21 protein-coding genes and 1 other RNA gene are annotated in these 25942 nt (G+C 60.9%); 12 read left to right on the top strand and 10 right to left on the bottom strand.

Annotated features, from left to right (window positions below):
* Positions 1 to 40 precede the first annotated feature (40 nt).
* Positions 41 to 411: a transfer-messenger RNA gene (gene ssrA, locus BUB62_RS10170) on the top strand.
* Positions 412 to 742: 331 nt separating this feature from the next.
* Positions 743 to 3190 carry a TonB-dependent receptor gene (locus BUB62_RS10165; RefSeq protein ID WP_073109502.1) on the top strand — a complete coding sequence of 816 codons (2448 nt, stop codon included), beginning with the start codon at positions 743 to 745 and terminating at the stop codon, positions 3188 to 3190.
* A gap of 65 nt (positions 3191 to 3255) precedes the next feature.
* Here BUB62_RS10165 and BUB62_RS10160 read toward each other — a convergent pair whose 3' ends face one another.
* Positions 3256 to 4197 (bottom strand): alpha/beta fold hydrolase, encoded by a 942-nt coding sequence (locus BUB62_RS10160; RefSeq protein WP_073109499.1) that lies wholly within the window; start codon positions 4195 to 4197, stop codon positions 3256 to 3258.
* Positions 4198 to 4357: 160 nt separating this feature from the next.
* Between BUB62_RS10160 and BUB62_RS10155 the strand changes: the two genes are divergently transcribed.
* From BUB62_RS10155 to BUB62_RS10145, 3 genes are all read left to right on the top strand, one after another.
* Positions 4358 to 7096, top strand: coding sequence for an alpha-L-rhamnosidase-related protein (locus tag BUB62_RS10155; protein WP_073109496.1), 2739 nt, complete (start codon positions 4358 to 4360; stop codon positions 7094 to 7096).
* A gap of 121 nt (positions 7097 to 7217) precedes the next feature.
* A complete protein-coding gene (gene fbaA / locus BUB62_RS10150) occupies positions 7218 to 8303 on the top strand; it encodes a class II fructose-bisphosphate aldolase (protein ID WP_073109493.1) in 1086 nt (361 codons plus the stop codon).
* Between the two features lie 159 nt (positions 8304 to 8462).
* Positions 8463 to 8864 (top strand): hypothetical protein, encoded by a 402-nt coding sequence (locus BUB62_RS10145; RefSeq protein WP_073109490.1) that lies wholly within the window; start codon positions 8463 to 8465, stop codon positions 8862 to 8864.
* Positions 8865 to 8942: 78 nt separating this feature from the next.
* Here the strand turns inward: BUB62_RS10145 and BUB62_RS10140 are convergent, their stop codons facing one another.
* The 6 genes from BUB62_RS10140 to BUB62_RS10115 form a co-directional block, all read right to left on the bottom strand.
* Positions 8943 to 9302 (bottom strand): hypothetical protein, encoded by a 360-nt coding sequence (locus tag BUB62_RS10140; RefSeq protein WP_073109487.1) that lies wholly within the window; start codon positions 9300 to 9302, stop codon positions 8943 to 8945.
* Between the two features lie 33 nt (positions 9303 to 9335).
* On the bottom strand, positions 9336 to 10250 hold the full coding sequence (gene uvsE / locus BUB62_RS10135) for a UV DNA damage repair endonuclease UvsE (RefSeq protein WP_073109485.1): 915 nt from the start codon (positions 10248 to 10250) through the stop codon (positions 9336 to 9338).
* A gap of 119 nt (positions 10251 to 10369) precedes the next feature.
* Positions 10370 to 11038: a carboxypeptidase-like regulatory domain-containing protein gene (locus BUB62_RS10130; RefSeq protein WP_084538972.1), complete on the bottom strand. Its 669-nt coding sequence runs from the start codon at positions 11036 to 11038 to the stop codon at positions 10370 to 10372.
* Positions 11039 to 11142: 104 nt separating this feature from the next.
* A complete protein-coding gene (locus BUB62_RS10125) occupies positions 11143 to 11835 on the bottom strand; it encodes a hypothetical protein (protein WP_073109480.1) in 693 nt (230 codons plus the stop codon).
* 157 nt (positions 11836 to 11992) lie between these two features.
* Positions 11993 to 12664 (bottom strand): hypothetical protein, encoded by a 672-nt coding sequence (locus tag BUB62_RS10120; RefSeq protein ID WP_073109477.1) that lies wholly within the window; start codon positions 12662 to 12664, stop codon positions 11993 to 11995.
* A 160-nt stretch (positions 12665 to 12824) separates the two neighbouring features.
* Positions 12825 to 14087 carry a metallophosphoesterase gene (locus BUB62_RS10115; RefSeq protein ID WP_073109474.1) on the bottom strand — a complete coding sequence of 421 codons (1263 nt, stop codon included), beginning with the start codon at positions 14085 to 14087 and terminating at the stop codon, positions 12825 to 12827.
* Positions 14088 to 14202: 115 nt separating this feature from the next.
* Between BUB62_RS10115 and radC the strand changes: the two genes are divergently transcribed.
* The 6 genes from radC (at position 14203) to rny (ending at position 21069) form a co-directional block, all read left to right on the top strand.
* Positions 14203 to 14946, top strand: a complete 744-nt coding sequence (gene radC / locus BUB62_RS10110) for a RadC family protein (RefSeq protein ID WP_073109472.1) — start codon at positions 14203 to 14205, stop codon at positions 14944 to 14946.
* Between the two features lie 171 nt (positions 14947 to 15117).
* Entirely contained in the window at positions 15118 to 15759 is a 642-nt protein-coding gene (locus tag BUB62_RS10105) for a DUF1684 domain-containing protein (protein ID WP_073109469.1), read from the top strand.
* A gap of 164 nt (positions 15760 to 15923) precedes the next feature.
* On the top strand, positions 15924 to 18359 hold the full coding sequence (gene pheT, locus BUB62_RS10100) for a phenylalanine--tRNA ligase subunit beta (RefSeq protein WP_073109467.1): 2436 nt from the start codon (positions 15924 to 15926) through the stop codon (positions 18357 to 18359).
* Positions 18360 to 18630: 271 nt separating this feature from the next.
* A complete protein-coding gene (locus tag BUB62_RS10095) occupies positions 18631 to 18927 on the top strand; it encodes a hypothetical protein (RefSeq protein ID WP_073109464.1) in 297 nt (98 codons plus the stop codon).
* 30 nt (positions 18928 to 18957) lie between these two features.
* Positions 18958 to 19248 (top strand): cell division protein ZapA, encoded by a 291-nt coding sequence (locus BUB62_RS10090; protein WP_073109462.1) that lies wholly within the window; start codon positions 18958 to 18960, stop codon positions 19246 to 19248.
* Positions 19249 to 19371: 123 nt separating this feature from the next.
* The gene (rny, locus tag BUB62_RS10085; RefSeq protein WP_073109459.1) at positions 19372 to 21069 is read left to right on the top strand and encodes a ribonuclease Y; all 1698 of its coding nucleotides are present in this window, start codon (positions 19372 to 19374) and stop codon (positions 21067 to 21069) included.
* Between the two features lie 268 nt (positions 21070 to 21337).
* On the opposite strand, the gene BUB62_RS10080 is transcribed toward rny, so the two are convergent.
* Positions 21338 to 21916, bottom strand: a complete 579-nt coding sequence (locus BUB62_RS10080; protein ID WP_073109456.1) for a hypothetical protein — start codon at positions 21914 to 21916, stop codon at positions 21338 to 21340.
* Positions 21917 to 22180: 264 nt separating this feature from the next.
* Positions 22181 to 23158, bottom strand: coding sequence for a 23S rRNA (adenine(1618)-N(6))-methyltransferase RlmF (rlmF, locus tag BUB62_RS10075; RefSeq protein ID WP_073109453.1), 978 nt, complete (start codon positions 23156 to 23158; stop codon positions 22181 to 22183).
* Positions 23159 to 23294: 136 nt separating this feature from the next.
* On the opposite strand from rlmF, the gene BUB62_RS10070 reads away from it, so the two are divergent.
* Positions 23295 to 24281, top strand: a complete 987-nt coding sequence (locus tag BUB62_RS10070) for an ABC transporter ATP-binding protein (protein ID WP_073109450.1) — start codon at positions 23295 to 23297, stop codon at positions 24279 to 24281.
* A 156-nt stretch (positions 24282 to 24437) separates the two neighbouring features.
* On the opposite strand, the gene BUB62_RS10065 is transcribed toward BUB62_RS10070, so the two are convergent.
* Positions 24438 to 25835, bottom strand: coding sequence for a mercuric reductase (locus BUB62_RS10065; RefSeq protein WP_073109447.1), 1398 nt, complete (start codon positions 25833 to 25835; stop codon positions 24438 to 24440).
* Positions 25836 to 25942: the final 107 nt, after the last annotated feature.

The raw sequence follows: 25942 nt of genomic DNA, 5'->3' as shown, positions 1-25942 counted from the left end.
CCCCGCCGCCGCTGGCAGCGGGAATCGTTCTTTACCATTTGGGGCTGACCGGAATTGACAGCTTGCGCAAGTCGCGAGTAAGCGTGCCAGGAGTTGAGTGGATCTCCTGTAAAAAAATCATTCGAACAATAACTGGCGAGTATAGCTACGCCATGGCTGCCTAGTCTAGGTACTAAGCACTGTCATCGTCCCGCATCCGTTCTCTTTTACACGGGTGAGCACGGGGCGTCGTAAGTAGAAGATAGTCAGTGAGGAGGTGTGACTCGCTGGCGAAACCCAACTGCATCTAAGGGGACTCTACGGGCCTGATGCGCGCCCGGAGTACCATGAAAATTCAAGCGTAGATACGCACGTAGAAGGCTCGTCGGTTTCCTTGTCTGGACCAGGGTTCGAATCCCTGCAGCTCCACTTTTTACCTTTTCAAAACCCCGTCTGGCTTCGCGCCGGGCGGGGTTTTGTTTTTTTAGGCTGGTTGTTGAGCTGATTGATTTTCAAGATTTTACAGGTGTTCTGTGCTTTAATAAGAACGTCCTGCTAAGCTTGTCGAAGCATCTCTACCACGCTGTTTGAGTAGTAACCTAACGAAGCGGTAGAGATGCTTCGAATGCGCTCAGCAGGACGTTCTTATTTCTGGGGGCATCCTGAAACCCTCCGCTGCACAGGGCAAAAAGCACAGCGGCCAAAACCAACGCTACATCGTTCGGTTTGCATATTCGTCTGCCTTACCTCTCTTCCCCATTCTATGTTTTTTCGATTTACCCTCCTGCTGGGCTTGTGGCTGAGCAGTGCGGCGGCGCTGGCGCAGGCCACGGGCAGCATCACCGGCATCGTGCGCGACCGGGCCACCCAGCAAACCCTGCCCGGCGTGACGGTGGTGCTGGAAGGTACGCAGCTGGGCACCGGTACCGATGCCACCGGCCGCTACCGCCTCACGGGCATCCCCACGGGCAGCTACAACCTGCGGGCCAGCTTCATTGGCTACGCGCCGCTGCTGCGGGCCAACGTACAGGTAAACAGCGGCAACGCCAACATCATCGACCTGGAGCTGAGCGCCGACGCGCAGCAGCTGGGCGAGGTGCAGGTGACGGCCAACCGCGCCACCCGCGTGGCCACGGCCGAAACGCCCCTGAGCGTGCAGCGCATCAATACCGAGGAAATAAAGAGCAACCCCGGCGGCAACTTCGACATCTCGAAGGTGATACAGACGCTGCCCGGCGTGGGCGGCGGCGGCACGGGCGGCACCTCCGGCTTCCGCAACGACATTATCATTCGGGGCGGGGCGCCTAATGAAAACGTGTACTACCTCGACGGCATCGAGGTGCCCATCATCAACCACTTCCAGACCCAGGGCAGCGCGGGCGGGCCCACGGGCATTCTGAACGTGAGCTTCATTGAGGACGTGACGCTAAGCACTTCGGCCTTCAATGCCCGCTACGACAATGCCCTGAGTTCGGTGCTGCAGTTCCGGCAGCGCGAGGGCAACCCCGACCGGCTGCAGGGCAACCTGCGCACCTCGGCTACCGAAGTGGCCGGCACGCTGGAAGGCCCGCTCACCAAAAACACCACCTTTCTGGCCTCGGCCCGGCGCTCGTATCTGCAGCTTCTGTTCAAGGCCCTCGACCTGCCTATCCGGCCCGACTACTGGGATTTTCAGTACAAAACCACCACCCGGCTCGGGGCCAAAACCACTCTTACCAGCCTGGGCATCGGGGCCATCGACCACTTTGAGGTGGGCGTGCCCAAAAAGTCGTCGCCCGAAAAGGAGATTATTCTGCGCCAGAACCCCACCGTCGATCAGTGGAACTACACCGTGGGCGTAGCGCTGCGCCGGCTGCTGGGACAGGGCTTTCTGAATGTGGCCCTGAGCCGCACGCAGCTGTACAACAAGCTAGATCAGTTTCAGGACGGTGTGGCCGGCGACGAGAGCCGGCGCATTCTGCTCACCCGCTCGGGCGAGACGGAAAACAAGCTGCGCGCCGACGTGAACGGCACCCAGGGCCGCTGGCAGTACAGCTACGGCGCGGTGGGCCAGTACGTGCAATATGACAACCGTTTCTTCAACCGCGTACGCCGGCCCGTGCTCGATACCCAGGGCCAGGTGTTGCAGCCCGGTGTGGATGTGCGCTTCCAGAGTGACCTCGATTTCTTCCGCTTCGGCGCGTTTGGGCAGCTCACCCGCGCCTTTCTGCCCGGCGACCGGCTGACGCTCTCGGCCGGCCTGCGCACCGATGGCAACTCCTTCACTGAGGGCGGGGCCAACCTGGCCCGCACGTTGTCGCCGCGCGTGTCGGCTTCGTATGCGCTGCTGCCCGAGGTGAACTTGAACGCCTCGGTGGGCCGCTACTACAAGATTCCGCCCAGCACGCTACTTGGCTTCCGCGACGAGGCCGGCAACCCGGTCAATCAGGGCAACCGCTACATCCGCTCCGACCACTATGTGGCGGGTGTGGAGTGGCTGCCGCTGCCGGCCACGCGCTTCACCCTGGAAGGTTTCTACAAGAAATACGCCCATTACCCCGTGTCGGTGCGCGACGGGCTGAGCCTGGCCAACCTAGGCGGCGATTTCGCGGCCCTCGGCAATGAGGCTGTGACCAGTACGGGCCGGGGCCGGGCCTATGGGCTGGAGTTCTTTTTTCAGCAGAAGCTGACCCGCAAAGTATTCGCGGTGGCGTCGCTTACGGGCTTTCGCTCCGAGTTTACGGGGCGCACCGGGCAGTACCGGCCGTCGGCCTGGGATTCGCGCCTGCTGGCCTCGGCGCTGCTGGGGCGCAAGTTCAATCGGGGCTGGGAAATGGGCTTCAAATACCGCTTAGCCGGCGGCTCGCCCTACACGCCCTACAACCTGGCCGCCTCTCAGGCCAGCTACCTCACCACGGGTCGCGGCGTGCTCGATTTTGAGCAGCTGAACACGCGGCGCTTGGGCAGCTTTCAGCAATTCGACTTCCGCCTGGATAAGCGCCTGAACTGGCGGCGACTGTCATTGGATCTGTTTCTGGACGTGCAGAATGCCTTCGTGCTACGCAACCCCGCCCTGCCCGAGTACACCTTCCAGCGCCTGCCCGACAACTCCGGCTTTGCCACCACCGACGGCCAGCCCATCCGCCCCGACGGGGTCAACGCCGTGCCGGTGCTGCTCGATAACAATGACCCCAGCGTGACCCCGACGATTGGGTTTATTCTGGAATTCTGACCGCGGCCGTCCTGGGATGCCTCTGGGTGAGCCTGGATCTGGTGGTCCGGCCTCTCGCGCCAACCCTACGCCCCGCGTGGGCGGTGCCGCCGGGCTGCCAGCGACCAGATGCCGCCCGCCAGCACCGCCAGCGCTACCCCAATCACCGCGGCTTTCGGTACGGTTGGGGCCGCCGCTTTTCGTGGCTCGCGTCGGGCAATGTCGGCATCGGTGAAGGCGTGGCGGCCGGTAGCGGCCAGAATCAGGCGCGTGGCTTCTTCGGGTTGGTCCCACTGCGGAAAGTGGCCGCAGTTTTCGAACCAGTACAGACGCGCATCGGGAAATTTTTTCAGCGCCAGCTTCGCCTGGCCGGGCAGACACACGCGGTCCTGCCGCCCCCAGCCGATAACCAGCGGCTCGCGGATGCTGCCTTTGGGCGCGGGCTTCTGCACCTCGCCGTGGGCCAGCCGGTCCAGCAGCTCCTCGAAAACCGGGGTGGTGCCAAACGTGCGCATTTCCTCCACCGCCTGCGCCGAATCGACGGCCCAGGGCCGGGCCGAAAACTGCGGCAGCAGCACCGTGCGGCCCACTGCCGAGCCGGCCAGCGCGGGCATCACGGGCTGCAGGGCCTTCACGAGCTTCTCCGAAACGGCCACGGAATGGTAGAAAAACGGAATTTCCCAGCCTTGCCAGAAGCCGCCGGGGTCCAGCGATACCACCGCGCCGAGCACGCCGCCGCGCCGGGCCAGCTCCAGTACCAGCCGCGCGCCCATGGAGCTGCCTACGGCATCGATGCCAAGCAAATCGTGCTGGGTGAGAAAGGCGGTGAGGGCATCGGCGAAGGTGCCGATGGAGTTTTCGCCGGGCAGCGGCGGCGTGGCCCCGTGGCCGGGCAAATCGATGGCTACCACGTCGCGCTCGGCGGCCAGCGCGTCGATAACAGTATTCCAGGAGCGCCAGCTGCCGCCGATGCCGTGTACGAGCAGGAGGGGGCGGCCGGTGCCGCGGCGGACGTGGTGCAGATTCATAGACCGAGGGTTGGTAATTGACAGGGACAGAATCAACGTACGCTAAAGGATGAAATCTGGCTGGTAATCTGAGCGGGTATTGAGCTGCCGCCAACGGCCTTAACTCCGCATACCGTATTTTCGGGCCTTCCGCACTTTCGCCCGCTACCTGCTATTGCTTATGAACTACCCTCGTCTCGCCACCGGGCTGCTGCTGGCTTCTTCGCTGCTTAGCGCCTGCAAAACGCAGAAAATGCCGGCTTCTACTGATTCCGCTTCCGCTCCCGCTCTCGCGCCGCTGGTGTGGCAGTCGGGGGCCTATAGCGTGTACCGCGACAGTGTGGTGCAGGGCCGCTACGTGGCCCGCGCCCGGTCGCGCACGCACCTCACTTCAAACTACCAGAGCCCGGCCAACGAGTTTCAGAGCCCGCAGGTGAGCTTCAAGTTCAGCCTCAACGGCAAGGACAACGAGATGCAGCCCGGCCAGGACCACGTATTCGTGGCCCTGCCCCAGGACGGCCAGCCGCTCGAAACGTCGGTTATCGTATTCGGGCAGCAGTATGTGGATAAAACCCCGGTGCCGGCCAATACCTACCTGGCCCCGAACACGCCGCTGCGCATCCGGCTGGATTTGCGGCCCGTGCTGGCGGCGTTTAAGGCCAAGGGCTTTTACCAGCTCTACAATGGTCAGAAGCTCTACAAAGACGACTTCAAGCACGTTTTTGTGGCCGGCAACACCACACCGCTGAGCTGGGATTTTGACAACCTCATCAACAAGCCCCAGCTAGAGCTGAAAGACCCCGACGGCGACGGAATCTACGAGGCCACGGTAGTGCTCAATGCTCATTCGGACCAGAAAACTACCCTGGGCGAGTGGCAGGCCAGCCTGGATGTGGCAGACCTGCCCCAGCTGGCGTCGGATTTTCCGATGCTTGATGCGCTGTATAATCTGGCGCTGGAAGAAGCCAAGCGGGCCGTGGAGCCCGATGGCACCTTCCGTACCGGCAAGGAGTGGGCTGGCGTCTGGACGCGCGACATCAGCTACAGCATCATTCTGGCCCAGGCCCTGCTGCAGCCCGAAGCGGCTAAAACCAGCCTGCTGCGCAAGGTGAGCCCGGCTGGCCGCATCGTGCAGGATACCGGCACCGGCGGCGCGTATCCGTGCTCCACCGACCGCATCATCTGGGCTACGGCGGCCTGGGAAATCTACCTGACCACCGGCGACGAGCAGTGGCTGCGCAAGGTGTTCCCGATCATCAAAGCGTCTATTGAGGATGATGAGCACAACGCCTACGATGCCACCACCGGCCTGGTGCGCGGCGAATCGTCGTTTCTGGACTGGCGCGAGCAGACCTACCCGAAGTGGATGCAGCCTGCCGATATTTACCAGAGCCAGAACCTGGGCACCAATGCCGCCCACTATCAGGGCAACTGCGTGCTGGCCCTAATGGCCGCGCAGCTGGGCGAGGCCGCCGTGGCCCGCCAGGCCCAAACCCGCGCCAACCGCATCAAGGCCGGCATCAACCAGCACCTGTGGCTCGAAGAAAAGGGCTACTACGCCCAATACCGCTACGGCCGCCTGTTTCCGGTGCTTTCGCCCAAGAGCGAGGCCCTGGGCGAGGCGCTTACGGTGCTGTTTGGCGCTACCGAAGGCACCCGCGCCCAGACGGTGGTAGCCCGCACGCCCGTCATGGACTTCGGCATTCCCTGCATCTACCCGCAGATTTCGGGCATTCCGCCCTACCATAATAACGCCGTGTGGCCCTTTGTGCAGAGCTACTGGGGGCTGGCGGCCGCCAAAGTCGGCAATGAAACGGCCTTTATGGAGAGCCTGATGGCCGTGGCCCGCCCGGCGGCGCTGTTCCTCACCGACAAGGAAAACTTCGTGGCCTCCAACGGCGACTTCGCCGGCACCCAGATCAACAGTAGCAACATGCTCTGGAGCCTTTCGGGCACGCTGGGGCTGGTGTATAAGGGGCTGTTCGGGATGGATTTTCAGGCCGACCGGCTCGTGTTTCAGCCCTTCGTGCCGCAGGCTTTGCGAGGCCCCCGCACGCTCAGCAACTTCCGGTATCGGCAGGCCGTGCTCAGCATCGAAATGACTGGTTTCGGCCACGGCATCCGCCGCATCACGCTCGATGGCCAGGTGCTGCCCGAGGCCGCCGTGCCCGCTACGCTCACCGGCCCGCACAGCATCCGCATCGAGTTGAGCAATGACGTGCCGGCGGCGGCCGCGCAAAACAAAGTGGCCCACCACGTAGCCCCCATGACGCCAGCCGTGCGCTACGCCGCCGACCGCCTGAGCTGGGCCGCCGTGGAGGGGGCCAAAGCCTACCAGGTGCTGCGCAATGGCCAGTTTGCGGCCCGCACCACCGAAACCAGCTACGCCGTGCCCGCGCCCACCGCCTACACCGAATACCAGGTGCTGGCCCTGGACACTGAGGGCTACGAAAGCTTTGCCAGTGAGCCCCTGCCCATGCTGGCCGAGCCGTTTCAGTTGACTTACGAGCTGGAAAAAGCCGCGCCCAAATCCGGCAAGCCCTACAAAGGCTACACCGGCGCGGGCTTCGTCGAAATCAGCAAAACGCTGAACCGCACCATTGCGCTGAAAGTGCAGGTGCCCGCGGCCGGCCTCTACGCCCTCGATTTTCGCTACGCCAACGGCAACGGCCCCATCAACACCAGCAACAAGTGCGCCCTGCGCACACTGCGGCGCGGGGCGGAAGTGCTGGGCTCCGTGGTGCTGCCCCAGCGCGGCGTGGACGAGTGGTCGGACTGGGGCTTCTCCAACCCGATTCTGACCCGCTTGGAAAAAGGCTCTCAGACGCTGCAGCTGACTTTTGACGCTGAAAACGAGAACATGAACGGCGACGTGAACCAGGCCATGCTCGACTACCTGCGCCTGACGCGGGTGCAGTAGCCGAGTCCTGCGTTCAGGTAGTACCTTTAGGCCAACCCACGGCGCTATCAGCGGCGGGCGCTTGTAGTCTGGCCGATAACTCCCAAATTCGCTTTCCAGAACCCACCCTTCATTCCTTTCTATGTCAGCACCAACCCTTACCGGCCTGCGCGCCGGCGTCCTGCACGGCGACGAAGTTCAATCCCTGTTCCGGTACGCCAAGGCCAACGCCTTTGCCCTGCCCGCCGTGAACGTGACGGGCACCAACACCGTGAATGCGGTGCTCGAAACGGCCAAGGCCGTGAACTCGCCGGTGATGATTCAGTTCTCCAACGGCGGGGCGCAGTTCTACGCCGGTAAGTCGCTGCCCAACGACAAGCAGCAGGCCAGCATCGCCGGCGCTATTTCCGGGGCCCAGCACGTGCACCTCATGGCCGAGCTGTACGATGTGCCCGTGGTGCTGCACACCGACCACGCCGCCAAGAAGCTGCTGCCCTGGATTGATGGCCTGCTCGATGCCGGCGAGAAGCACTTCGCCCAATACGGCCAGCCGCTCTACAGCTCCCACATGCTCGACCTCTCGGAGGAGCCGATTGAGGAGAACATCGAAATCTGCAAGCGCTACCTGGAGCGCATGGCCAAAATCGGCATGACGCTGGAAATCGAGCTGGGCGTGACCGGCGGCGAGGAAGACGGCGTGGACAACTCCGATGTGGACAGCTCCAAGCTCTACACCCAGCCCGAGGAAGTGGCTTACGCCTACGAGCAACTCAGCGCCATCAGCCCGCGCTTTACCATTGCGGCGGCCTTCGGCAACGTGCACGGCGTGTACAAGCCCGGCAACGTGAAGCTGCAGCCCAAGATTCTGCACAACTCCCAGGAGTTCCTGCGCCAGAAGCACAATATCCAGGAGGCGCTGCCCATCGACTTCGTGTTCCACGGCGGCTCGGGCTCTTCGCAGGAAGAAATCCGCGAGGCTATTTCGTACGGGGCCATCAAGATGAACCTCGATACCGACCTGCAGTGGGCCTTCTGGCAGGGCATCAAGGATAATTACGTGAAAAACGAAGGCTTCCTGCAAGGCCAGATCGGCAACCCCACCGGCGCCGACTCGCCCAACAAGAAGTACTACGACCCGCGCGTGTGGCTGCGCAAGGGCGAGGAAACCTTCGTGGCGCGCCTCAAGCAGGCCTTCGAAGACCTCAATGCCGTGAACCGCCGGCCCTAATCCGGGAGAGTTGATTTTAAACAAGAAGCCCGCTTACAGCTCTGTAAGCGGGCTTCTTGTTTAAAATATTGTTCCTATTCGACTTTGGGGCGGCCAGCGCCGTATAAAGCGCTGGTTTGCAATAATTTCATTTTTTCACTTCATTTTACAATCCAGGCTATGAAAACGAAAATCAAGCTGCTCGCTGTTCTGCTTTTCGCCGCTGGTGCCGCTCAGGCCCAAACCACGCCCACCTCGCCCCAGCAGTCCGGCAGCATGAACCAGACCACCGTGCCGCCCACCAACCCCACCACGACTACCAATCCCGGCACCATCAATCAGCGCCCCACCGAGCAGGGCACGATGAACCAAGGCACGAATCAGGGCACAATGAACCAGGGAACCATGGATCAGTCGACCCGCGAGCCGCGCAGCACCACGGACATGAGCACGACGCAAACCCAAACCACGGAGCGCAGAACCGTGGGCCAGGGCACCGAGCGCCGGAAGATGAACACCACCAACCGCACCACCCGCAAGCGCAACACCCAGCGGACCACCACCACGCCGAGCCCGCGCTAGGTAACGCATTCATCAATCCATAAAAAAACCGCCTGCAGCTATGCAGGCGGTTTTTTTATGGATTATAGAGTCGGCCGACTACTTGCCTTTGACAGCCTGCAAATCGCCAGCGAGGCGCAGGAGCAGGTCGCCGAGGGCACGGAGGGCTTTCTGCTGGTCGGCGGGCGCCTGGAAGGCGTGCTGATTGGTCTGGGTGCCCAGCAGGCTGAGCGAGGAGCCGATGGCCGGCCCGTTGAGCTTGCTTGCCGTGAGCAGCGACTGCAGCGTGCCAATTTCGCGGGCAATATCCTGCAGGCCCGGAATGCCGCTCTGCAGAAACTCCTGCTGCCAGGCTTCGGTGTTATCCATTGCCGCGCTCAGGGGCAGGGCCGTGAGGCCGTTCTGCAGGGCTTTCACGGTTTCGTTCAGGCGGTCAACGCCGGTGGTTTCAGTTGCCATTAGGAAAGAAAAAGGGTGATGATGGAAGAGGAATCAGGAAAGGGAAGCGGCTTCGGCGGCCACCAGCTGCAGCTCGCGCAGCACCCCAATGGCGCGGCAAGCGCTGGCCTCCTTGTCTTTTATTTCGAGCATGATATCTACGTCGAGGCCGTGCAGGTGGGTGAGAAACTCGCGGAACAGGGTTTCTTCCAGCGTGCTGGTGTGCTTACCTTTCCGCTCGCCGGGCTGCTGCGAGCTGTAGTCCATCATCAGCACGCCGTCGTGAGTGGGGTGCCAGGTGGCGGCGGCCTGGCGCAGGGCCTCGGCCATCGGCTCGCCGTGGTTCAGGCATTCGTGGTGAAAGTTGTCGAACAGCACGGGGATGCCCACTGCTTCGTGCACGCGCCGGCAGTCGTGCAGGCTGAAGAGGCGGTCATCGTTTTCAATCACCAGCCGGCGGCGCACGGCTTCGGGCAAGGTGTGGTAGGTGGCAATGAAGCGGGCAATGGCCGCGTCCCGGTCGCCATACAGCCCGCCCACATGGATCTGCAGCTTGGCCGTGCTGTCCATCTCCATCAGATCGAGCATGGTGCCTTGGTAAATCAGCTCCTCTATACTGCGCTGCACGATATCCGGGTTGGGCGAGTTCAGCACCACAAACTGGTCGGGGTGCAACGACACGCGCATATTCTCGGCCCGGATGTAGTCGCCGATGGCCCGGAACTCCGCCGCGAAGCGCGTCTGCCAGGGAAAGGTATTGATGGGGTGCGAGCCGAAGGGCACGATGCCGGAGCCGATGCGGAAGAAGCGCAGCCCGTGGGCCACATTGTATTCCAGAATGCGCTGCAGGCAGGCCAGGTTGCCAGCCACGGTAGTCTCAACCCGCTCCGCCGAGTAGGAAGCCAGCCGAAACGTGGAAGCAGCAGAACAGTCGAGCGACTCGTTGACGCAGGGATAGCCAATTTTCATGCTCCCGCTTACGGAAAAAAAGGTGATTTAGTGACTTAGTGATTTAGTGAGTTTGGTGTTTTGCTAGCGCAAGTGGCGCAAACAGAACGTCAAACTCACTAAATCGCTAAGTCACTAAATCACTCATAGCCCTTGTTGTCCTTGAAGTTGCGGTTGTATTTGCGGCGGGCTTTTTCGGCTTCCAGGGCTTTATTTTCGGCTTCAATCTCGGCCATCTTGCGGCGCTCCTGGCCGGCGCGCGAAAACTGCTCGTAGATCAGGCTGAGTGGGCTGGCCAGTGTGGGCACGGGTAGTCGCGGGGCAATGGTATCGATGGGGAACAGCGGCCTGGGTGCGGGCGGCCGGCGCACCACGTTGGCAGAAGGAGCCGGCCGCCGCATGTTGCGCAGGGCGCGGTTTATCTGGGTGCGGTCGGGACGGTCTTCCTGAATGCGCACTTCACCCAGCTGAATACTGTCGCGCACCATATAAATCTGCACGATGATTTGGGAAAGGCCCGTGCGGTTCAGGGGCAGGCGCTGGGGCTTGAAGCCCACGGCCCGGAACATAAGCGTGTCGGTATTGGCCACGTCGATGGTGAAGTCGCCCTCGCTGTTGGCCATCGTGCCTCTGGGGGTGCCCTGCACCAGCACCGCCGCGCCGGCAATGGGCCGGCGGCCCGCCAGCGTAGAAATAGTGCCCGATACGCGCACCTGCGCGGAGGCCACCGCCGTGGGCAGCAACAGCGCCAGCACAAAGAAAAACCGGAAAAAAACGGAACGGGACCCGGAAAGAGACAAACCAATCATCAGAGGAAAACTAAACGCCGCGGCGTGCAAGGTAGCCAACTCTTGAGCCAAAAAAAGCCCACACCGTTGCAGGCGCGGGCTCTTTCCTAATGCATTGGCCGAATTTAGAAGCGCTTCACCGTCCGCTCGCCGTCGGCATCAATCTTCACCTTGGTGCCGTCGGCCCGCTTGATTTTGATGTCGCCGTCTTTCTCCACTTTCCGCTTCGAGCCGTCGGTGTACTTCACTTTGTGGCTGTCGTCGTCGTTTTCCAGCTTTTTCACCGCTTTGCGCGGGCCGCTGGTGCGCACGCGGCTCACAGGGGCCGGCGCGGCCGTAGTGGTGGTCGTCGTCGTGACCGTCACGGGCTCGGGGTCGCCGCTCACGTAGCGCTCATCGGCGTAGTTGAGGCGGTTGGTTTCGTACTGGCGGTACTTGTCGGGGCTGTTCAGGGCGGTGCGCAGGTCGTTATCGGCCTGCACGTTCACGGCGCGGGCGGCGGCGTAGCGGCCGGCCGTGTCGGTGGCATACTGCTGGTTGAGGTTGCCCAGGTTGCGGGCGCGGTTGTAATACACGGTGCGTACTTTGGTCACCACCACCGAGTCGGTCAGGCTCATGTCGTTGGCAAAGCGGTTGGCAATGCGGTCAGCGCGGTCCTGGTAGTCGGCATCGGCATTGTTCACCACGATGGCCGTGTCGCCGGCCGTGGGGGCCGTAGTAGTCGTGGTGGTGGTTTCGACTTTTTTATCCTGGGTGCACGCGGCGGTAGTCAGGGCACCGGCAGCGGCGGTCAGCAGAATCAGGGGGAAGTTTTTCATTGAAAAAAGAAAATAGGTGCGGCCGGATATAGACTTCCGGCAATGACCCCTATACGGCGCGGCTCCGGCTGCGGTTATCGGACCCCGGAGGCAATAAAAAGCCCGTTTCCGAAAGGAAACGGGCTTTTTTAATCAGCTTACGGCGAAGCCGGAATACCTATTCCGTCTTCGACTTATTGCCCTCGGCATCTTTGACTTTCGTCTTGCCGTTGTCTTTCATCTTGATTTTGCTGCCGTCTTCGGCTTTGGCTTTCATCTTGGTCACGCCGGCATCGGTGCCGCTGGCCATGTTCGAGTTGTCCGACGAGGTCATGTTATCCGAAGAGCTCATGCCCGACGACGAGCCCATGCTGCCAGTGCTATCCATACCTGAAGTAGACGACGACATGGCGTCGTTGTCCAAGTAGCGGTCCTCGTAGTAATCCTGGCGGCTCGACTCGTAGGCCGAATACTGGGTGGGGTCGGTGAAAACGGTTTTCAGCTCTTTGTCCGTATCCATGTACACGGTGCGCATGGCGGCGGCGCGGCCGGTGGTGTCGGTAGCGTATTTGCTTTGCAGATCGCCGAAGCGCTTTTCGCGGTTGTAGTACACGGTGCGCACCTTGGTGCGGGTGGCATCGTCGAGCTTCATTTTGGCGGCCATATCGGCGGCAATCCGGTCGGCGCGGCTGTTGTAGGCCTCATCGGTATAGGCCGGCGTGGTGGTGGTCGTGGTGGTCGTGGTGGTGGTCATGCCGCCGTCGGTGGTGGTATCGACGGTTTTTTCCTGCGAGCAGGAAGCCATAGCCAGCGTAGCCGCACAGGACAGAAACAGGAGGGAAGTTTTCATGGTCAGGGGGATGGTTGAAAGAGGAAATACTCCAAAAATCAATGATGGCGCATATACGGGTCTGATATTATTGCGGTTACCTTTTGCTCTGCATCGAATGCAAAAAGCCTTTCCATTGTGCAATGGAAAGGCTTTTTAGGAAAAGGCAAAAACGGCGCGCCTAGGCCCGGCGCAGCTCAAAAACGGTGATTTCGGGCAGGAAGCCCACCCGCCCCGGATAGCCGATAAAGCCCAGGCCGGTATTCACGTACAAGTGCTGTCGGCCCTGCTGATACAGGCCGGCCCACTGCTTGTATACATACTGCACGGGGCTCCACTTAAAGCCCGGCAGATTCACGCCGAACTGCATGCCGTGGGTGTGCCCCGAGAGCGTAAGGTCAATATCCGGGTATTCCAGCACCTGCGCCTCCCAGTGCGAAGGGTCGTGCGAGAGCAGGATTTTGAAGGCCGCGTCGCCGCTGCCGGCGTGGGCCTGGGCCAGGTTGCCATACTTTGGAAAGCGCATCTGCGCGCCCCAGTTCTGCACGCCCAGCACCGCTATCCGGTCGCCGTTGCGCTCAATGTGGTGGCTTTCATCCAGCAGCAATTGCCAGCCTATTTTGGCGTGGTTCTGCTTCAGGCGGTCCAGGTTGGCGGTTTTGGCCGCCGCGCCGCCCTGGGCGCTCCAGTCCACATAGTCGGCGTAGTCGTGGTTGCCCAGAATGGAATAAATCGGATGCTTCGACCGGATTTTGGCCAGCGTCTCGATGTGCGGCTCCACTTCGGTGGCAATGTTGTTGACCAAGTCGCCGGTCATAAACACCACGTCGGCGTTCTGCTTGTTGATGAGCGCCACGGCACGTTCCAGGGGCTCGGGGTTGGCATTGAAAGAGCCGGTATGCAGGTCCGAAATCTGGAGCAGCTTGAAGCCGTCGAAGGAAGCGGGCAGGTTCGGGAATTTCAGCACCACGCGCTTCACTTGGTAGTCGGTAGCGCCCTTGGCCATGCCCCAGAGCAGCGAGGTGAAGGGAATGGCGGCCATGGCCAGCCCCAGCCGGCTAATGAACTGACTGCGCGAAATGCCGGGGCTGCCGTCGGAGCCGACGGGCGCGGGCTGGTCGCCAAATTTGCTGATGGCATAGCGCACCAATCGCCCCGCGTCATCCAGCAGCAGAAACAACACCACCACCAGCTTCGACACAAACAGCACCAGGATGGCGCTGGTGAGGTAGGTGCGTAACGCCGTGGGCGGCGTGCCGCGCGACACGGCCATCCAGGCAATGCCCAGCAGCGAAATGAGGGTGAGCAGCCAGTAGCCGCCCGAAATGAAGCGTTGGATGGTAGCCGAAGCGCCCTGGCTAACGGTGCGCACGGCCTGAAACACGTACCAATCGATGCCTAACAAAAGCGCCACAAACACGGCGCTGGTGATGATTCTTTGCATAACTAGGGAAGAAACTACTCCGGCGGGCGTAAGTTTTGGTCGCCGCCGGCTACTTTACCAGACGAACAGCGCCCGGCTTTACTTTATCCGCTACGCCCTGCAACACCAATACCAGATGAAATCGTTTGACAATCTGTCCGAAGAATTACCGGTTCCTACGCCTTATCAAACCCCTGCCAGCTTCAGCATCAAGAGCTGGGCTGAGGAGGACCGGCCCCGCGAAAAGCTGATGCAGAAGGGCCGCACCGCCCTTTCTGAGGCCGAGCTGCTGGCCATTCTGCTGGGCTCGGGCACCGCCAAGCTCTCCGCCGTAGATGTGGCCAAGCTGATTCTGGCCGCCGTGCAGAACGACCTCAACGAGCTGGCCCGCCTCTCGCTCAAAGATCTGATGCGCCACAAAGGCATCGGCGAGGCCAAAGCCATTACCATTATCGCAGCGCTGGAACTGGGCCGCCGCCGTAAGGAAACCGCCGCCGCCGCCCGCGTCACCATCACCTGCTCCCGCGACATTTATAGCGCCGTGCGCCCGCACTTGCAGGATTTGCCCCACGAGGAGTTCTGGGTGATTTTGCTGAACCGCGCCAACGTGGTGATGCGCAAAGTCAGCATCAGCAGCGGCGGCGTAGCCGGCACCGTGGCCGACCCGAAGCTGATTTTTAAAGAAGCCCTGGAACAGCTGGCCAGCAGCATTATTCTGGTGCACAACCACCCCAGCGGCAACCGCAGCCCCTCGGCCGCCGATATTGCCCTCACCCGCAAGCTCAAGGAAGCCGGCCAGTTCCTGGATCTGCCGGTGCTCGACCACCTGATCTATACCGACCTGGGCTACTACAGCTTCGCCGACGAAGGCATTCTGTAGAAATGTTGAATTTTGAGGGTTGAATCGTTTGTCATCCTGAGCTTGCGAAGGACCTTATGGAATTAGAACGGGATTTGTAACAACGACTCGTTCTAATCCCATAAGGTCCTTCGCAAGCTCAGGATGACAAACGATTCACCATTTAACATCCAACATTTAACATTCCCCAAGTTGCGTATCAACCCCAAGCTTCTCCTCGCTTTCGGCCTTTTGGTCATTTTCGGCTACTTCCTGCAAGATCTGGTGCTGGGCAACAACCAGTTTGCCGCCGGCATCAACAAGATCCGCAAGGAGAAAAACGACTCGTTTCGCCGCGCCAAAAATTCGCCCCTCACCGCCGAGCAGCGCGACCAGTTCGACAGCCTGCGCTACTTCCTGCCCGACAAAAGCTACGTGGTAGATGCCCGGCTGGAGCGCTCCACCAAGGGCGAAACCGTTCAGATTCCGCTCACCGACGGCAAAACCGAAACCTACCTGCGCTGGGGCCAGGCCAGATTTGAGCTGAACGGCACTCCGCAGCAGCTCACCGTATTGCTCAAGCTCGACGACCAGGACGGCAAGCTCTTCCTGGCCTTCACCGACAAAACCAACGGCTTCGCTACTTACGGCGGCGGCCGTTACCTCGACGTGGCCCCGCCGCCGCCCGGCGAAGACGAGGTAACGCTGGACTTCAACCAGGCCTATAACCCTTATTGCGCCTACGGGGGCAGCTTCGCCTGCCCCGTGCCCCCCCAGGAAAACCGCCTAGCTGTGGAAGTGAAAGCCGGTGAGAAAAGCTTCCCCGAAACCGACCACACCGGGCACAAGCATTAAGGGCGCTGGCCTGACCAATCGGACCGTCATGCCGGGCGCCGCCAGAGTATGGAGGTTCGATTGATATATGGGCTCAGGTCGTCGTTTTCGCCGCCCGCCCGATTCCGTACCTTTGTTTCCTCTGCCGGCCATGCTGCTGGCAATCTGCAACTGGCAACTCAACCATGAAAATATCCCTCGACTGGCTCCGCACGCTTATTCCTGCCCACCAACCCGCCGAGGAAATCGGTAAGCTGCTCACCGGCTCGGGGCTGGAAGTGGAAGGCATTGAGGAGCTGGAAAGCATCCGCGGCGGTCTGCGCGGCCTGGTGCTGGGCACCGTGCTGACCTGCGAAAAGCACCCCGACGCCGACAAGCTCAGCCTGACCACTGTGGATGTGGGCGACGGCACGCCCCGCCAGATTGTGTGCGGCGCCGCCAATGTGCGGGCCGGCCTGAAAGTAGTAGTGGCTCTGGAAGGCGCGCAGCTCTACCCCGCGCAGGGCGAGCCGTTCAAGATCAAGAAGTCCAAAATCCGGGGCGCAGCGTCGGAGGGCATGATCTGCGCCGAGGACGAAATCGGGCTGGGCACCTCGCACGCCGGCATTATGGAGCTGGACACCGACCTGCCCAACGGCACCCCCGCCGCCGACTACTTCGGCCTGGGCTCCGATTCGGTCTTCGAAATCGGCCTCACGCCCAACCGCGCCGACGCGGCCTCCCACTACGGCGTGGCCCGCGAGCTGCGCGCCCTGCTGCGCCAGCCCTGCCACCTGCCCGACATCAGTCACTTCCACGCTCCGGCCACGGCGGAGCGGAATATTGCCGTTGAGATTCAGGACCAGGAAGCCAACCCGCGCTACGCCGGTCTGCTGCTCGAAAACGTGCAAGTGGGCCCGTCGCCGGAGTGGCTGCAGCGCCGCCTGCGCAGCATCGGCCTGTCGCCCATCAACAACGTGGTGGACGCAACCAACTTCGTGCTTCACGAGCTGGGGCAGCCCCTGCACGCCTTCGACGCCGACCAGATTACGGGCCAGAAGATTATCGTGAAGCGGGCCGCGGAAGGGGAGAAGTTCACCACCCTCGACGGCACCGAGCGCACCCTGAAAGCCGCCGATTTGGTTATTGCCGACGCGAATGGCACGCCGATGGCCTTGGCCGGCGTGTTCGGCGGCCAGACCTCGGGCGTAACGGATGCCACCACGCGCGTGTTTCTGGAAAGCGCCTACTTCCAGCCCGCCACCGTGCGCAAGTCGGCGCAGGTGCACCAGCTCAAAACTGACGCTTCCTTCCGCTTCGAGCGCGGCACCGACCCGCACATGGTGCCCGTGGCCCTGAAGCGCGCCGCTTTGCTGCTGCAGGAAGTAGCCGGCGCTGTTGCGGCTGCGCCTATCGTTGATGAGTACCCGAACCACATTGGCCACACGGCCGTGCGGCTGCGCCTGCCCCGCGTCGAGCGGCTGGTGGGCCAGTTCATTGCCCCGGAGCGCATCCGCCAGATTCTCACCGACCTCGACATTCTTATTTCGGAGGAAAACGAGGACGCAGCCGGCCACGCCGAATGGATTTTGTCTGTTCCGCCCCACAAGGTGGACGTGACCCGCGAGGCCGATGTGATTGAGGAAATCCTGCGCATTTACGGCTACAACCACGTGGCTCTGCGCCCCCACAACTCGGCTTCGTATCTGGCCAAGTTCCCAAACCCCGACCCGGAAGTGGTGCGCCAGAACACGGCCCGCCTGCTCAGCGGCCAGGGCTTCTCCGAAATCATTACCAACTCCCTTACCAACTCGCTCTACTTCGAGAAGGCCGGCGAGAAAAACGAGGAGCTGGTGCCGATTCTGAACTACAACAGCGCCGACCTGAATGTCATGCGCCCCACCATGCTGCATTCGGGTCTGGAGGTGATTCGCTACAACGTGAACCGCCGCCAGCGCGACCTGAGGCTCTACGAGTTCGGCAAAACCTACCACCGCGCCGCTGACGGTAAGTACTCGGAGAAGAATAAGCTCGTCCTCTACCTCACCGGCAACACCGCCCCCGAAACCTGGCAGCAGAAATCCGATAAGGCGACCTACCACCAGCTGGCCGGGGCCGTGCAGCAGGTGCTGGCCTCGCTGGGTTTCCCGCAACCGATGTCGCAGCCGGTGCAGCACGCCTACCTGGCCGGCGGCCTCACGCTGCTGGCCCAGAATCAGCCCGTAGCGCAGCTCGGGGCCGTGTCTGGGGCCGTGCTCAAGCGCCTCGACGTAAGCCAGCCCGTGTGGTACGCCGAGCTGGACTGGGACTGGCTGGTGAAGAAGTACAAAAACACCCTCACGGCCCGCGAGCTGCCCAAGTTCCCCGAGGTGCGCCGCGACCTGTCACTGGTCGTCGATAAAACCGTCACCTTCGACCAGCTCCGCCAGATTGCCCAGCGCACCGAGAAAAAGCTGCTGCAAAGCCTGAACGTATTCGACGTGTACGAGGGCGAAAACCTGGGCGCGGGCAAGAAGTCCTACTCCGTGAGCTTCACCCTCCAGGATGCCACCCAAACCCTCACCGAGCAGGCCATCGACTCGGTGATGCAGCGCCTGATCCAGCAGTTCGAGCAGCAGGCCGGGGCGGTTATTCGGCGGTAGTCCAAAGGAATCTGTCATCCTGAGCTTGCGAAGGACCTTATCACGTTCGAACGAGTCGTTCGAACGTGATAAGGTCCTTCGCAAGCTCAGGATGACAGATCATGTCCAGCGAGGTGCCTCAGTCCCTGGCTTGATGCGCCACATGCTCGGAATGACATTCAACGGAAGGCAATCTGCATTCCGCCCCCGGAAGGTTAAAGCGCAACTTTAAGCGCGAAGTACTATAGCCCGTAACTTCGTCTTACATTAGCCTCAAAATATTTCCTCTCCGATGGCCTCTTCCCAGCAGCTTGCCCAACTAGACCGTCTCGAACGACAAGTCACGTCGTTAGTGGCTGCCTATCAGGGGCTGCGCGAGGATTTGGCCGATGCCAACACCACCATTCAGCAGCTGCGCGCCGACGTGCGCGACCGGGAGCGGCAGCTCAAGGATTTCCAGAATCAGGAGAATATCGCTAAACTTGTCAATACCATAGCAGGGGAACCTGCCAACGCAAACGAGCTGAAACTTCGCCTCAACGAATATATCCGCGAAATAGATAAGTGCCTTGCCTATTTGAGAGAATAGCCACCATCAACCCTTACGACACCTGCTCCGATGAGCGAACTTTCCATCAAAATCCGCATTGCCGACCGGGATTACCCGATGCGGGTGGCCCCGCAGGAGGAGGAGCGCCTGCGCCTGGCGGGCCGCCTGCTGGGCGAGCGGATCAAGGAATTTCGCGAGCAGTACGGCATTCAGGACAAGCAGGATCTGCTGGCCATGATTGCCTTGTCCACCATGGCTGACGGCCTGAAGGTCAGCAAGGAAAAGGACGGCACCGATGCCGCGCTGACCGAACGCCTCGCGCGTTTGGACGAGCTGCTTTCGGGGGTGGTGCTCGGCTAAGGCGCCGGGCGCTGGCATAGGTTTCAGACTCGAATCGGGTGGGGCAAGCGGCTCCGTCCTTCGTTCGTCGTCGGCAAAATTCCCGTGTTATGGTTTCTTCCCCACCTTCAAAAACCATAGCTCATGCCCGACATTTTGTATATCATCCTGGCCGCCGTGCTTGCCCTTGGGGTTGGCATTGTGGTGGGGCGCCGGCTGGCCGGCAAGGTCAACCTTGACCACGAATCCGACGCCAAAGCCCGCGCCCAACTCATCCTCCAGGAGGCCGAAGCCCAGGCCACCCGCACCCGCGACGAGCGGATTCAGCAGTCGAAAGACAAGTTTCGCCAGCTCAAAAACGAATTTGAGCAGGACAGCAAGCGCCAGAAACAGGAGCTCGACGCCGAGTTGACCCAGCGCCGCCAGGGCGTGGTAGAGCAGGAGCAGAGCATCAAGCAGCTCACCCTCACCACCCAGCGCCAGCTGGAGCAGCTCCAGAAAAAGGAGCAGGACCTCGACGCCCTGCGCGAAAAGCTCCAGAACGACTCGGCCCAGCAGCGCGAGCGGCTCGATGCCCAGGAAGAAAAGCGCCGAGCCACTCTGGAAACCCAGTTGGCTAAGCTTCAGCAACGCGAGCAGGAAGTAGAAGAGGAGCTGGAAAGCACCCGCGAGGCCCTTCACGCCCAGCTCAGCCAGGTGCAGCACCAGCTCGAAACAATTTCGGGCCTGACCGCCGCCGAAGCCCGCGAGCAGTTGGTGGAGTCGCTCAAGAACGAAGCCCAGATTCAGGCCTCATCCTACATCAAGGACGTGGTGGCCCAGGCCAAGCTTTCGGCCACCAAGGACGCCAAGAAAGTGGTGCTCGAAACCATTCAGCGCACCGCCGCCGAGCATGCCATCGAAAACTGCGTGTCGATTTTCAACATTGAATCCGACGACGTAAAAGGCAAGATTATTGGCCGTGAGGGTCGCAACATCCGCGCCCTGGAAGCCGCTACCGGCGTCGAAATCATTGTGGACGATACACCTGAGGCCATCATCATCTCCGGCTTCGACCCGGTGCGCCGCGAGGTGGCGCGTTTGTCGCTGCACCTGCTGGTGAAGGACGGCCGCATTCACCCGGCCCGCATCGAGGAAATCGTGGCCAAAACCCGCAAGAACATCGACGAGGAAATCGTCGAAATCGGCGAGCGGACCATCATTGACCTGGGCATTCACGGCCTGCACCCCGAGCTGATTAAGATGGTGGGCCGGATGCGCTTCCGCTCCTCCTACGGCCAGAACCTGCTCCAGCACTCGCGCGAAGTAGCTAATCTCTGCGCCACGATGGCCGCCGAAATGGGCCTCGACGTGAAGAAAGCCAAGCGCGCCGGCTTGCTCCACGACATCGGCAAGGTGAGCACCGAGGAGCCCGAGCTTCCCCACGCCATCCTGGGCATGGAGATGGCCAAGAAGTATAAGGAGCACCCCGACGTGGTCAACGCCATCGGCGCCCACCACGACGAAATTGAGATGACGGCCATGATTTCGCCGCTCGTGCAGGCCTGCGACGCCATTTCGGGCTCCCGCCCCGGTGCCCGCCGCGAGATGATGGAAAGCTACATCAAGCGCCTCAAGCAGCTCGAAGAAACCGCCGTGGGCTTTGCCGGCGTGCTGCAGTGCTACGCCATCCAGGCCGGCCGCGAGCTGCGCGTGATGGTGAATGCCGACAACGTAACCGACGAGCGCGCCCAGGAGCTGAGCTACGAAATCTCGCAGAAAATCGAGAAGGAAATGCAGTATCCCGGCCAGATTAAAATTACCGTGATTCGCGAAATGCGGGCGGTGGCCTACGCGAAGTAAGCGCCTGTATTCGGAATTCAAACAGCCCCCGCAATGGAAGTTGCGGGGGCTGTTTGCGTTTATTTCGGGATGTTGCTGGCGCGAGTTTAGCGCAGCGTAACTCGTGCCTTTTCATGCCATGAGGATGCGCCTAATCCGCTGTAACGATACAGTTGTTAACTATTGGCGCGGCTCCAGTTTGCCGCATTGCGGCAATGGAGGTACACACTTTATATAATAGCTGGTCACGAGTTATGCTGCGCTAGACTCGCGCCAGTTAGCCATTTTTCTATTCATTAATGTCTTCAAATATTAACTTATTTTCTGTTTTGCTTATTGATATTCTTCTAAATGTAGGTGCGTAACCTTGTCGCCCGCTTGGTTTAAAGTATTCTCTAATGTATGATTTGTCGGTTTCATAAATTTGAACAATTTTTGGCCCGAAATACCTATTGTCGTTCTGGTAAAGCAGGTCTTCGATGGAGTTGTTTTTGGATTTATGGCTTTTCGATTTTTTAATCTCATTTATTATTTGTTGCCTATCACGCGCCGATATTTTTAACGTAAAGGTATGGTAGTAATCACCTATCGCGAACATCGATTCGTTTTCCACTAAAGTAAATTCATCTATCAACTTAACTTCTTGTTCTTCTACCAATTTTCTGGCGTCGTTCTTTGTGAAAAATTGGTCTTCAAATACGATAAAAAATGTAATAGCTAGTGCTGATATTGCATAAATTGCTGTTAAATATTTTGCTGTTTTTGGATATCCAAGCTTTTTCGGAATGAAATAAGTCAACACCGCGGGTGTTATTGCTATTGCGAGAAAAATAATTATTAAAATTCCTATAAACGTGAGTGCTTCCAATGCCTTTCGGTTAATGTGATTTTGTCCTGAAATGCCCTATAGTATCAGCGTTTTGTCTATTAAAAACAGAAGCAAAATTCCATTAATTCATCATTATTGCGTTAATAAACGGTAGCAATACAATCACTATTAGCCTTGCTGTCATTAATGCTCAAAACAAATAAAAAAGCCCTGGGGCCTGTGCCCTTTTACTTCTTTAGTTCCACCCCTGGTCGTCCCAAGATACTATCCTCGTCGTCGCTGCAGACTGGTTTTAACGAGAACTCACCCCTTCACCCACCGCGCCTGCCGCCACGCCTGCTGCTGCTCGGCATCCAGAAACGTCCAGGCCACGAAGCGGCTTTTCTTCTGGCCCTGGGCCATGTCGATGGTGCGTACTTCGTAGGCTTTGGCCCATTGCAGTTCTTTGTAGATGCCGGGCAGGGTGGTTTTCTTCGAGATGAGCGAGGTGAACCAGAAGCCCTGGGTCGGAATCTGGGCGCTTTCCTGCACCATGCGGCGCACGAAGGCTTCCTCGCCGCCGGGATACCACAGCTCGCCGGGCTGGCCGCCGAAGTTCAGGTTGGGCGCCGGCTTGGTGCCGTGCTTTACGCCCAGGTTGTGCTGCTTGCGGCGGTTGTCGGCCGAGGCTTCGGCCAGCGAGGCGTAGAAGGGCGGGTTGCAGAGCGTGAGGTCGAACTGCTCGCGGGGCTTTAGGATGCCGTGCAGAATGTGGCGCGAGTCGGGCTGCTGGCGCAGGTCGATGTTGCCGGTCAGGGCCGGGTTGGCTCCCACAATGGCTTTGGCGGTGCGCAGCGCCACCGCATCGGTATCGGAGCCCACGAAGTGCCAGCCGTACTGCTGGTGGCCGATGATGGGGTAGATGCAGTTGGCCCCCACGCCCACATCGAGCACGCGCACGGACTTGCCGCGCGGCACCTGGCCTTCATTTACGGAGGCCAATAAATCGGCGAGGTAGTGGATGTAGTCGGCGCGGCCGGGGATGGGCGGGCAGAGGTAGTTGGCCGGAATATCCCAGTGCTCGATGCCGTAGAACTGCTTCAGCAGCGCCCGGTTTAGCATCCGCACCGCGGCCGGGTCGCCGAAATCTACCGATTCGGTGCCGTAGGCGTTGGGAGCCACGAAGGGCTTCAGCGCCGGCAGGGCCTGCACCAGCTGCGCGAAATCGTAGCGGCCCTGGTGGGCGTTGCGCGGGTGCAGAGTGGAGTTTTCGGGGGCGGTATCCGGGGTTTTGGCAGTCATGGCGCGGGAAATGGGCGAAGCGAAATACAAACATAGCGGAAGCCCGCCGAAGCGGCTTCGGCAGCGGGCGCGGCGGGGCCGTATCTTGCGCCCGGCGGCCAGGGTGCCGCTTTCTTTTCGCTTCTATTTGGTTGGCATGAGCTTACTCACCGTTTCCGGTATCCAGTTGCAGGAAAAAGGCCGCGTGGTGCTGCACGACATCAGCTTTGCGCAGCAGCCGGGCCAAAAGCTGGCCCTGGCCGCCGAAACCGGCGCCGGCAAAAGCACGCTGCTGCAAATAATAGCCGGCCTTATCCAGCCCGACAGCGGCGAAGTGCGCTTTGCGGGGGCGCGGGTAAAAGGACCGCAGGAGCAGCTGGTGCCGGGCCACGCGGGCATTGCCTACCTCTCGCAGCACTTCGAGCTGCCGAAGTTTCTGCGTGTGGAGCAGGTGCTGCACTACGCCAACCGCCAAGCGGACGACGAGGCGAGGCGCGTGTATGAAGTGTGCCGCATCGGCCACCTGGGTGCACGCCGCACCGATCAGCTTTCCGGCGGCGAGCGGCAGCGCATTGCCCTGGCCCGCCTGCTGCTGGCCGGCCCGCGCCTGCTGCTGCTCGACGAGCCCTACTCCAACCTGGACCGGGTGCACCGGCAACTGCTCAAATCGGTGGTGCGCGACCTGGGCGAGCAGCTGGCCATCACCTGCCTGCTGGTGTCGCACGACCCGGCCGACACGCTTTCCTGGGCCGATGAGATTCTGGTGCTCAAGCAAGGCCGGCTCATCCAGCAGGATACGCCCGAGCGCATCTACCGCCACCCGACGGATGCCTACACGGCTGGCCTGTTCGGCGACTACTCGGTGCTGAAAGGCGCTGATGCGAAGGCGCTGGCCAAAGCCGCCGGCCGGAAGCTACAAGGCCCCGAAATGCTGGTGCGGCCGGAAGAATTTCGCCTGAACTTTGATGGCGAAGGCCGGGCCGGCCGGGTTAAGGAAGTGCGGTTTTTAGGGAGTTATTACGAGGTAGATGTGGCCCTTGCTCACAGCCAGATTACGGCCCGCATCAGCAGCGCCGCTGGGTTGGTGCGGGGCGCGAAGGTGGCGGTTTCGCTTACTGATACTAATATAGTTCTGTCATCCTGAGCAAAGCGAAGGACCTTATGGAAGTTGAACGGTCATTGTAACAACGTCTCGTTCTACTCCCATAAGGTCCTTCGCTTTGCTCAGGATGACAGGTAGCTTGGCAACGTCAGCACGCGAGATTCCTCGGCTTTGCTCGGAATGACGTTCTGTTGCACCCTACTCCGGCTCTTGCAGCTTCGCAAACACGTTGTTTATACCCTCGGCCCAGGTCGGGTGGGCGATAATCATGTTTTGCAACTGCGGATATTTCAGCCGGCCCATCATAATCAGCTGGAACATCGTCATCAGCTCCCCGCCCTCGGCGCAGAAGATGGCGGCCCCCAGAATCCGGTCCTGGCTGTCGACGAGCACTTTCCAGAAGCCGGTGGTGCGGCCCGTTTCCCGCGCCCGCCCGATGGTGCGCACCGGCATTTTGGCCACGCGGTACGGGATTTTCTGCGCCTGGGCCTGCTCCTCGCTCAGTCCGATGCGGCCCAGCTGCGGGTCGGTGAAAACGGTGTAGGGCAGGGGGCGCTGCCGGGCCGAGCGGCGCTTGCCGTGCAGCAGCGCGTCGCGCACCACGCGGTAGTCGTCGTAGCTGAGGTGGGTGAACTGCGGGCCGGCGTGCACGTCGCCGAGGGCGTAGATGCCGCGCACGTTGGTTTCTAAGCTGCTGTTTACCCGGATATAGCCTTTTTCGTCGGTTTTGATGCCGGCTTTGCTCAGGTCCAGCTTGTCGGAATTGGGGGTGCGGCCGGTGGCGATGAGCAGGTGGGAGCCGTGCAGCCGCCGCTCGCCAGCCGGCGTGTGGGCCGATATGGTAAGCTGCCCGGCCGCATTCCGCGACACGCGCCGCGCCTCAGCTCCCAGCACCAGCTCCACGCCCTCGGCCGCCAACACTTCCTGCATGGCGGCGCACACGTCGTCGTCCTCGCGCTCCAGCAGCTTTTTTCCCGACTCAATGATAGTGACGCGGCTGCCGAATCGCCGGAACATCTGCCCGAACTCCATCCCGATGTAGCCGCCGCCCAGAATGAGCAGGTGCTCGGGCAGTTCTTGCAGGTCGAGCAGCTCGGTGGTGGTGAGGTAGGGCACGGCCTCCAGCCCCGCTAGCGGCGGAATGGCCGGGCGCGTGCCGGTATTGATGAAGATGAGCGGCGCTTCAATCTCCCGCTCGTCGCCTTCCACCAAGGTCACACGCACCGAGTGCGGGCCGGTGAAGGCGGCGTGGCCGTGCAGCACCGTGATGCCGGGGTGCTCCTGGGTGAGGTTGCTGCGCACGCCGGCGCGGGAATGCTGCACCAAAGCTTCCTTGCGGGCAATGATGGCCGGAAAATCAACTTCCGGCTCCTGGGCGCGGATGCCGTACTCGGCGGCGGTGCGGATGTGGTGGGCCCGCTCGGCGGCGGCCAGCAGGGCCTTGGTGGGCGAGCAGCCGTAGTTGACGCAGGAACCGCCCAAGTGGTTTTCTTCCACCAGCACCACCCGCCGGCCCGCATCGGCCAGGGCCGTGGCCAGTGGGTTTCCGGCCTGGCCGGAGCCAATAATCAGCGCATCGTAGGAAAAAGTAGGCATAAAAAGCAGAAATTGGCGGGGGAAGCAGAGTTGGGCGGGTTGCTGGTGAAGGCTCGTCCAAGACTGAACATCATGCTTCGACTTAGCGCAGCATGAGGGTGCATACG

It is taken from the genome of Hymenobacter daecheongensis DSM 21074, assembly GCF_900141805.1.
Taxonomy (GTDB): domain Bacteria; phylum Bacteroidota; class Bacteroidia; order Cytophagales; family Hymenobacteraceae; genus Hymenobacter; species Hymenobacter daecheongensis.
This window is presented reverse-complemented; position numbering and strand designations above follow the sequence as displayed.